At 74.1% G+C, this 5,298-nt stretch carries 6 protein-coding genes; 3 read left to right on the top strand and 3 right to left on the bottom strand.

Going from position 1 to position 5,298, the window contains the following annotated elements:
* From brxC to PKY62_RS11860, 3 genes are all read right to left on the bottom strand, one after another.
* Nucleotides 1–2,162, bottom strand: a 2,162-nt coding sequence (gene brxC, locus PKY62_RS11850; protein WP_324537217.1) for a BREX system P-loop protein BrxC, incomplete at its 3' end; no start/stop codon positions are given.
* Nucleotides 2,159–2,722, bottom strand: coding sequence for a BREX protein BrxB domain-containing protein (locus PKY62_RS11855; protein ID WP_324537219.1), 564 nt, complete (start codon nucleotides 2,720–2,722; stop codon nucleotides 2,159–2,161). The genes PKY62_RS11855 and brxC, both read right to left, overlap by 4 nt.
* Nucleotides 2,719–3,483 carry a hypothetical protein gene (locus PKY62_RS11860; protein WP_324537221.1) on the bottom strand — a complete coding sequence of 255 codons (765 nt, stop codon included), beginning with the start codon at nucleotides 3,481–3,483 and terminating at the stop codon, nucleotides 2,719–2,721. The genes PKY62_RS11855 and PKY62_RS11860 overlap by 4 nt, the downstream gene beginning before the upstream one ends.
* Before the next feature lie 101 nt (nucleotides 3,484–3,584).
* Here PKY62_RS11860 and PKY62_RS11865 point away from each other — a divergent pair, with 101 nt between their 5' ends.
* The 3 genes from PKY62_RS11865 to PKY62_RS11875 form a co-directional block, all read left to right on the top strand.
* Entirely contained in the window at nucleotides 3,585–3,902 is a 318-nt protein-coding gene (locus PKY62_RS11865) for a helix-turn-helix domain-containing protein (RefSeq protein ID WP_324537223.1), read from the top strand.
* Nucleotides 3,903–3,952: 50 nt separating this feature from the next.
* Nucleotides 3,953–4,924 carry a zinc-binding dehydrogenase gene (locus PKY62_RS11870; RefSeq protein WP_324537225.1) on the top strand — a complete coding sequence of 324 codons (972 nt, stop codon included), beginning with the start codon at nucleotides 3,953–3,955 and terminating at the stop codon, nucleotides 4,922–4,924.
* Between the two features lie 28 nt (nucleotides 4,925–4,952).
* Nucleotides 4,953–5,298, top strand: a 346-nt coding sequence (locus PKY62_RS11875) for an alpha/beta hydrolase (RefSeq protein WP_502875839.1), incomplete at its 3' end; no start/stop codon positions are given.

The raw sequence follows: 5,298 nt of genomic DNA on the forward strand, positions 1-5,298 counted from the left end.
CCGGCCAGCTCGACCGTCGCCTGGGCGAGCACGTCCGCGATGACGGCGGTGGCCCGCGACTGCGCCGCCGCGCGCCGCGACGTCATCGCCGCGCGAGCCTCCTGCCCCTCCTCGGTCGTCGGATGCGCTCGGGCGTCGAGCACCTCGCCGGCGGCCACGAGGTCGAGGACGGCCGCGCGCAGCTCGTCGCCGCGGACCTTGCCGAGGTGGACGAACACCACCGGGGAGTCCTGCCCGGCGCCTCGGGCGAGCTCGCCGAACTGCTTGCGGGTCACGCCGTCCCACTCCGAGCGCACCCAGACCGGGATCGCCGCCACGACCTGGGGCTCGGTCTCGCCGGTCTGGAGCGCGACCGCCCGCTGCTCCTTGACCTTCCCCTGCGGCACCCTGGCCGGCAGGTAGGTCAGCACGGCCTCCCGCAGCATCCGGTCACGCTCGGCCGCCTGGGCCGCCGCGTCCGCCGCGAGGGCAGCGCGCCGGCGTCCGTAGTCCTGGTCCCACTCCCGACCCTCGGCGGTCTGGAGCCGGTACTCCGCGCCGTGCTGCTGGACCACACCCTCGTGTGCGAGGGCAGCGAGCAGCTCCGGCACCCGTGCCCGCAAACGGTGCCCGTCGTGCTCGACGTCCTCGACGAGGAGGTCGGCGAGGTGCTCGGCGGTCGGGCGCACCCCGGTGTCCGCGGGCCCCTCGGTGGGGAGCAGCGAGATGAGGTGGATCAACCCCAGGATGCGGGCGCGCAGGGCGCCGTCGTCCGGGTGGGCGGCCTGGTCGGCGATCAGCTGCTGGGTCTCCTTGAGCAGGCGCCCGGACTGGTTGAGGTCGGAGTGCTTCTCGTCGTAGAGGAAGTCCGCGCCCACGACCGTGCCCACCGGACGCCCGGCGGCCCGCCGGTTCGCCTCGTGCACCACGCGCAGCTGCGAGCGCAGCTGACCCGCCCGGCCGCCGGCGTCGGCGACCCGGAGCACCTGCTCCCAGAACCGCCGTCGGGCGGGCAGCAGCGGGTAGTCGGCGAGCAGCACCCCGTCGTCCGACGGGCGGTGCGCGATCCGGGACCCTGCGAGCTCGCGGCTGATCTCGCCCTTGGCCCGCTCGATCACGGCCGCCAGCTCGGGTGTGCGCGCGGGCTCCTTCTGCAGCAGCACGCGGCGGACCACCTGGTCGACGTCCTGGTTCTCCAGGTGGGTCTTCACGCTGAACCGGTCCTGGAGCTTCTGGAGCACCGGGGTCGAGGTGAGGTCCTGCTGACCCGTCGCGACCAGCAGGACGCGCCCCTCGAACTCCGCCGACACGGCCTGGACGACGTGCTGCACGGCCATCGCGCGGTCCGGGTCGTCGTTGATGTACTGCTGGACCTCGTCGAGAACCACGAGCGTCGGCGGCACGACGCCCCCACCGACGCCGGTGAGCACCCGACGCAGCAGCTCGACCGTGTCGGCGACGCTCACCGAGGGCTGGTCCGGGAACTGGGCCTTGAACTGCTGGAGGAGGTCCGCCGGGGTGGTCGCGAGCGCGGGCCGCTGGTCGAGGACCGCCTGCGCGAGCGGCACCGAGAGGTGGAACCCGGCAATCGCCCGGTCGACGTCGCGCCCCTGGGACTCGAGCGCGGCGACGACCGCGTCCTCGATGCCCTCGTCCCGCAACCACAGCCGCAGGCGAGCGGGGGCGACCTTGTCCGGGAGCCCCGCCGCGCGCAGCACGATCGCGAGGAACGCGAGGTTCAGCTGCTCGACGTTGGCCGTGTCCAGCGTGCCTGCCGCGGACCAGGGCGCGGCGCCGATCCGCCGGGCCGCGGTGCTGAGCTCTCGCAGGCTGTCCGAGATCGAACCGCCCACGGTGGCCAGCCCCCGCGCCGTGGACGCGTCGGGCAGCGCCTGGTCCCGCCACAGGTGCTCCAGGACCCGGACGAGGTGCGACTTGCCGCTGCCGTAGAAGCCGCTGACCCACACGGCCGGCTGCGTGGCGCGGGGCAGATGGCTCAGATAGGTGTCGAGGATCCGCTGGAGCCCGCGCTCGTACTCGCCCTCGCAGACGAAGCTGGTGAGCTCGTACCGCAGGACGGCCCACTCCCGCTCCGTGCGCAGCGGCGTGATCTTGGACACGCCATCATTGGGGATGACGTAGTCGAGCGGGTCCTTGACGAACAGCTCGCGGTTGAGGGTCACGGGAGGTCCTTCGTGGCGGTGATGGCGACCGCGCGGTAGTTGAAGCCGTCACGGGCGTCGAGCAGGCGGTAGCTGTGGGTGGTGGACTCGTGGCGGCCGGGGAAGAGCACGAGGAGCCGGCCGCGGACGTCGTCGTCGACGGCCTCGACGAGGCGGCTCGCGCGCACGAACGGGAACAGGGACCCCGTCCCCACGACGGCGACGACGGTCTGGGGGTCGACCGCGGGCGCGGTCAGGGCGGCCCGCACCCGAGCGGCGACCGTCTCGTCGAGGTCGTCGAGGAGCGCGGAGGTCAGGTCGGACGGGTCCGCGACGAAGGCCTCGGCGTACTCGTGGTGGGCGAGCCAGGTGCCGACCACGTCGGTGATGTCGACCTGGACCCACGCGTGGCCGGCCTGCTGGGTCACCAGGGCGAGCTGGTCCAGGCGCGCCCGGACCCGGCGCTCCTCGGTGGGTGGGTAGACGAGCATCCAGACCCGCTCGGCCGGCGAGAGGTTGGTGCGCCAGGGCAGCCGCAGGTGCGCCGCGTAGGCGTCCACCAGGTCCGAGACCAGGCTCATGAGGAGCCACCGGTGAGCGGTCGGACGTCGACCTCGAGCACGGTCCCGGCCGACCTGACGTCGATCAGACCTCGACGATGGGCCGCGTCGAGCGCGGAGCGGCGCTCGTCGTCGGCGAGGTCGAGCAGGGCGAACCACGGCGAGTCGAGCAACGGCAGACCACGGAGGCCTGCGAGGTGACCGAGCAGGAGCGCGTACGCCACGGCGCCGGGACGCGCCTCGACCCGGGTGCGGTGCTTGACCTGTCGGCCCGTGAGGTGGCCGGTCTGGGACCAGCTGGCGGCGACATTGCGACCGACCTTCGCGAGCGTCGAGGCCCCCAGCCCTCCGGGCCCGGACGCCGCCACCGCCTCGGCGAGGTCGACCGAGGTCACGACTGCGCCGACCCGCGCACCGGCGACAACCGGCCAGGACGCGCGGAACAGCTCGTCGCGAGCGAGGGCGAGCATCCCGGCAACGAGGGGAAGTGCCGCGGGGTCGTCCGCGTGCACGAGGCGCAGGGCGCTGAACTCGAGGCGGTCGGCGTCGAGCAGGTAGAGCTCGCGGAGGTGGCGCAGGACCCGCCGCCGCCCCTCGTACGTCGGGCGGCCAAGGGCGTTGTCCACGATCGCCGCGTGCCGGTAGGAGTCGAAGGGTACGTCCGCGGGGACGGCAGCGAGCAGCTCGGCGAGGTGCCCGACCGCGATCGTGTGGCTCGCCGTCGTGCGCACCGCCGCGAGCGGTGGCTCATGGGTGCGCCGCGGGCGGGTCGAGTCCGTCACGTCACCCCCTGCGCTGGCGCCAACGACGCACTGCTGCACCTTGTTTAGCTGGCCATCTTTACGTGGCTGACAGTAGCGCGCAGCGCCGACACGGTGGACCGGTGCCGATCGACCCTCTGCCGCGTGCTCACCACGCCGCAGCGCTCGGTAGGCGACTCCGTGAGCTGCGGGTCGATCTCGACCTCTCGCAGGAGGAGGTCGCCCACCGGGCCGGGATCAGTCGCAACCAGTACCAGCTCATCGAGCGCGGGCTGTCCAACCGCGAGTCCGCGACACCGGCGAACCCGCGCCTCTCGACCCTCGTGGCCCTCTGCGACGCCCTCGATACCTCCGTGACCGACCTCGTCGTCGACGTCTTCGGCCCGCCACGCGGCCTTCGGGTCGAGGTCTCGGCGACGCTGCACGGCACGACTCCCTGACGGCAGGTCGACACGCCCCAGGTGTCGCCCCGGCGCCCTAGGTTGGTCCCATGCTCGCCGCGTTCGCCGCCCGGCTCGACCCCACCGATCCCGTCGCCGCGCTCGAGGTCGGTGAGCGGCCGGACGCCGCGCCGCCCGCGGGTCGCGGGCTCGACTGGTCCGTCGTCGAGGTCCGCGCCGCCACGCTCAACCACCACGACCTGTGGTCCCTGCGCGGCGTCGGTCTGCCGGCGGAGCGCCTGCCGATGATCCTGGGCACCGATGCCGCCGGGATCGGACCGGACGGTGCCGAGGTGGTCGTCTACCCCGTCGTCGGCGCGACCGGGCACGGCGTCGGACCCGCCGAGCAGCGCTCCATCCTGTCCGAGCGGTACCCCGGCACGCTGGCCGAGCGGGTCGCGGTCCCCACGTGGAACCTCGTGCCGAAGCCCCCGGAGCTGACCTTCGCCGAGGCCGCATGCGCCGGGACGGCGTGGCTCACGGCCTACCGGATGCTCTTCACCACCGCAGCGCTGCGCCCCGGGGACCGCGTGCTCGTCCAGGGCGTCGGCGGGGGCGTGGCCTCCGCCGCCATCACCCTCGGCGCGGCCGCCGGGCTGGAGGTCGTGGCGACCAGCCGCGACGCCGCCAAGCGGGAGCTGGCCCTGGCGCTGGGCGCCGTCGCCGCCCTCGCCCCCGGCGAGCGGCCGCCGTTCCGGGTCGACGCCGTCATCGAGACCGTCGGCGCGGCGACGTGGTCGCCCTCGGTCAAGGCCCTGCGTCCCGGCGGGACCATCGTCGTCGCCGGGGCCACGAGCGGCGACCAGCCCGGGGCGGAGCTGACCCGGGTCTTCTTCACCGAGCTGCGCGTGCTCGGCGCCACGATGGGCAGCCGGGACGAGCTCGTCGCCCTGCTGCGCTTCCTGGTCCGCAGCGGCGCTCGCCCCACGATCGACTCGACGTTCACCCTGGGCGACGCCCGCTCAGCGGTCGCGCGGCTCGCCTCCGGGGCGCAGGCGGGCAAGGTCGTGGTGACCCCGTGAGCGCCCCCGACGAGGGCGGGAGCACCCGGTGAGCCCCACCCGCAGCCCGTGGTCCGCCGACATCCTGGGTCCCGGCTACCAGGCCCGCACCCTCTCGCTCGAGGACGACGACGAGGGCGCCGTCGTCGCCACGGTCGTGCGCTACCGCCCGCCGACGCCCGAGCCCGTCCGCCCGGTCCGCGCGATCCTCTACGTCCACGGCTGGAGCGACTACTTCTTCCAGACCGGCCTCGCGGAGTACTGGCACTCCCAGGGTGCCGCGTTCTACGCGCTCGACCTGCGCAAGTACGGCCGCAGCCTGCGCGAGCACCAGACGCCCAACTACGTCGACGACCTCGCCACCTACGACGAGGAGCTCGACGCCGCCGTCGCGA

The sequence above is a fragment of the Actinotalea sp. genome, assembly GCF_035443605.1.
Classification (GTDB): Bacteria; Actinomycetota; Actinomycetes; order Actinomycetales; family Cellulomonadaceae; genus Actinotalea.